Below are 3398 nucleotides of genomic sequence, written 5' to 3' on the forward strand. Positions count from 1 at the left end.
TGGATACGACCACGCCGCACGGCGAATTGCTGTTCTCGCTGTTCGGTGCATTGGCACAATATGAGCGTGCGCTCACGCGCGAACGGGTGATGGCGGGACTGGCTGCTGCCAAACGCCGGGGACGCCAAGGTGGCCGCCCGCCGATGATCGACGCCGAAACGCTCGAGCGGATCACCGCCGCGCTGGATGGCGGGGCCAGCAAGGCGTCCGTCTGCCGGACCTTCAAGGTGCCGCGTTCGACCCTTCTCGGCACGCTTGCCCGGATCGGCTGGACCGCACCGGCCAAGGTCTAAGCCGATGCCGCGTCGCGCCGTCCTGTCGGACGAGCAACGCGCGGCGTTGCTCGCGCTTCCCGACGACGAAACCCTGCTCGTCCAGCACTGGACATTGAGCCGGGACGACTTGGCCATCATCGTCCGCCGGAGGCGACCGCATAACCGGCTGGGTTTCGCGATCCAGCTTTGCGCGCTGCGCTATCCTGGCCGTTTCCTGCGACCCGGTGAACTGATCCCTGATACGCCGCTCGCGTTCGTCGCAGAGCAATTGCAGGTCGGACCCGAGGTGCTGGCCGACTACGCGACGCGCGGCCCGACCCGGTACGAACAGCTCGATGCACTGCGCGATGCATTCGGCTTCATGCCGCTCAGTCGGCCGCTGCGAACGACGTTGCAGGAATGGCTCCTGCCGATCGCGCTGACGACGACCAGCGGGGCTAGGCTGGCGCGCGTGATGCTGGATGAGTGCCGGCGACGGCGCATCATTGTGCCGGGCATCAGTTCGGTCGAGCGGATGGTCGCACAGGCGTTGCTCGATGCCGAACGCCATGTCGCCGAGCATCTGACCCGAGGACTCGATGCTCGACAGCGCCGGCTGCTCGATGCGCTTCTCCTGCCCCACACAGGCACGAACTTGAGCGATCTGGCCTGGGTGCGGCAGTCACCCGGCAAGCCCGGCCGAAAGACATTCGCCGCCATCATCGAGCGACTGACACTGCTTCGGGCCATCGGGATCGATCCGGATATCGCCGTAGGCGTCCATCCCGAGCGCCTCCGACGCCTGTGCCAGGAAGGCGTGCGGCTGACCGCGCAACATGTTCGGACGCTGCAAGCGACGCGGCGTCGCGCCACATTGGTGGCGACCATCCTCGAAACCATCGTTACCCTCACCGACGATGCGGTGCTGATGTTCGATCGCCTGCTTGGGCAGATGTTCCGGCGCGAACAGAACAGCGCGGACACGACACTCAAGCGCAACCGGCGCACCATCAACGGCAAAATCCGGCTGCTTGCCCAACTCGGCGCTGCCTTGCTCGCCGCCAAGATATCAGGTGGCGATATCGGCGCTGCGGTCGAGGCAGCGATCGGATGGAATGATCTCGGCCGCGAGGTCGATGAAGCCCGCAAGCTGATCCGCCCCGATTCGGTCGATCCCGTCGCGGTCGCCGCGACCAATTACCCCGTCCTCCGACAGGTCGGTCCCTCGTTCATCGCCTCGTTCACATTCGGGGCGGTGCCAGCCTGCCATGCGCTCGCGCGAGCGGTCGCGATCATGCGCGACCTTCATTTTGGTCATCTGCGCAAATTGCCTGCAGGCACGCCAGTCGGCTTCATCCGGCAAGCTTGGCGTCGGGCGATCGGCACCGGCATTCCCGATCGCAGGATCTATGAATTGTGCGTGCTGGTCGAGCTTCGCGACCGGCTTCGCGCCGGCGACATGTGGGTCGAGGGAAGCCGACGCTATCGTGCTGTCGAGCAGCAACTCATTCCTGCCCCCGTATTCGCCAACATGCGCGCGGCCGGCCCCTTGCCGATACCGGCACCGGATACGGCCGATATCTGGCTGGCCGAACGACGCGCCCGCCTCGCCCGTCGATTGGCCGAGGTCGAGCGAAAGGCGGAGACGGACGCGCTGGAAGACGTGCAGCTCAGCTTGGGCAGGCTGCGGATTTCGCCCTTGAAGGCGATTACTCCCGAGGAATCCGATACCGCCCTTGCGCCGCTCTATGCGCATCTGCCCGCGATCCGCATCACCGACCTTCTTGCCGAAGTCGATCGATGGACCGGGTTCAGCCAGTGCTTCACGCATCTGCAAAGTGGCCGTGCCGCGGATGAACCACGTGCGATCCTCACGGCGGTGCTCGCCGATGCCACCAATCTGGGCCATACGCGCATGGCGGAAGCCTGCAATCTCGTGACCCAGCGCCAACTCGGTTGGCTCGCCTCGTGGCATCTGCGCGAGGAAACCTACGGTCGCGCGCTCGCCCGGCTTGTCGACGCCCAACACACCGCGCCGCTGGCCGCGCTGTTCGGGTCCGGCACCTCGTCCAGCTCAGACGGTCAGAACTTTCCGCTCGACCGCCGCGCCCAGGCAACCGGCGCAGTCAATCCGCACAAGGGGACAGAGCCGGCTGTCTCCTTTTACAGCCACGTCTCGGATCGCTACGCGCCGTTCCATTCCACAGTTATCTCCGCTTCGGCGAGCGAGGCGGCACAGGTGCTCGACGGGCTGCTCCACCACGGCGCCGATCTGCACATCGAAGAGCATCACGTCGATGGCGGGGGCGTCTCCGACCATGTGTTCGCGCTATGTCATCTGCTTGGGTTCCGGTTCGCGCCGCGTATCCCGAATATCGCCGCACGCCGTTTGCACCTGTTTAACGGCATCGAACCCGGCCCCGATATTGCGCCGCTGGTCGCGGGCCGCATCGACGAAGGTCTGATCGAGGCACACTGGGACGACGTGCTGCGACTGGGAACCTCGATCCGCACAGGCGTCGTCAGCGCCTCGATCATGCTGGAACGGCTCGGCTCCTATCCACGCGCCAACGGCCTGGCACTGGCGTTGCGCGAGATCGGTCGCGTCGAGCGTACCCTGTTCACGCTCGACTGGATCGAGCAGCCCGAACAGCGTCGCCGCGCCACCCGCGAACTCAACAAGGGAGAAGCGGAAAATGCCCTGAAACGCGCCATCTTCTTCCATCGCATCGGCCGTATCCGCGATCATGCGCTGCAAGCCCAAAGCCATCGGGCGAGCGCGCTGAACCTCGTCGCCGGTGCCATCGTCCTGTGGAACACGACCTACCTGCAAGCCGCCCGGATGCATCTCGCCAACCTCGGCCGGCCGGTCCCGCCGGACCTGCTGCAACACCTATCACCGCTCGGTTGGCAGCATATCAATCTCACCGGCGATTACCTCTGGACCGATCCCGATGCGCCATCCACCGCGCTCAGACCGCTTCGCCAGATGCGCGCCGTCGAAGGCACGGCAAAACCTTAGACCCCATGACTGCCGGAGCTTTGGAGGCTCGAATCTGAGATGCTGACGATGGATCTGTCAGCAACGGAGATGAGTCATGACGGAGGCAGTAAAATACGTTGGTCTGGACGTTCATAAGGAAA

At 65.0% G+C, this 3398-nt stretch carries 2 protein-coding genes; both read left to right on the plus strand.

Annotation, left to right across the window (positions count from 1 at the left end):
* The coding region (locus tag KAY22_RS26480; protein ID WP_296626068.1) for a recombinase family protein at window positions 1-293 on the plus strand (293 nt) is incomplete at its 5' end.
* Between the two features lie 4 nt (window positions 294-297).
* Window positions 298-3276: a Tn3-like element ISMpo10 family transposase gene (locus tag KAY22_RS26485; RefSeq protein ID WP_012449407.1), complete on the plus strand. Its 2979-nt coding sequence runs from the start codon at window positions 298-300 to the stop codon at window positions 3274-3276.
* Window positions 3277-3398 lie beyond the last annotated feature (122 nt).

Origin of the sequence: Rhizorhabdus sp., from assembly GCF_018006725.1 — a bacterium.
In the GTDB taxonomy this organism is placed as follows: Bacteria; Pseudomonadota; Alphaproteobacteria; order Sphingomonadales; family Sphingomonadaceae; genus Rhizorhabdus.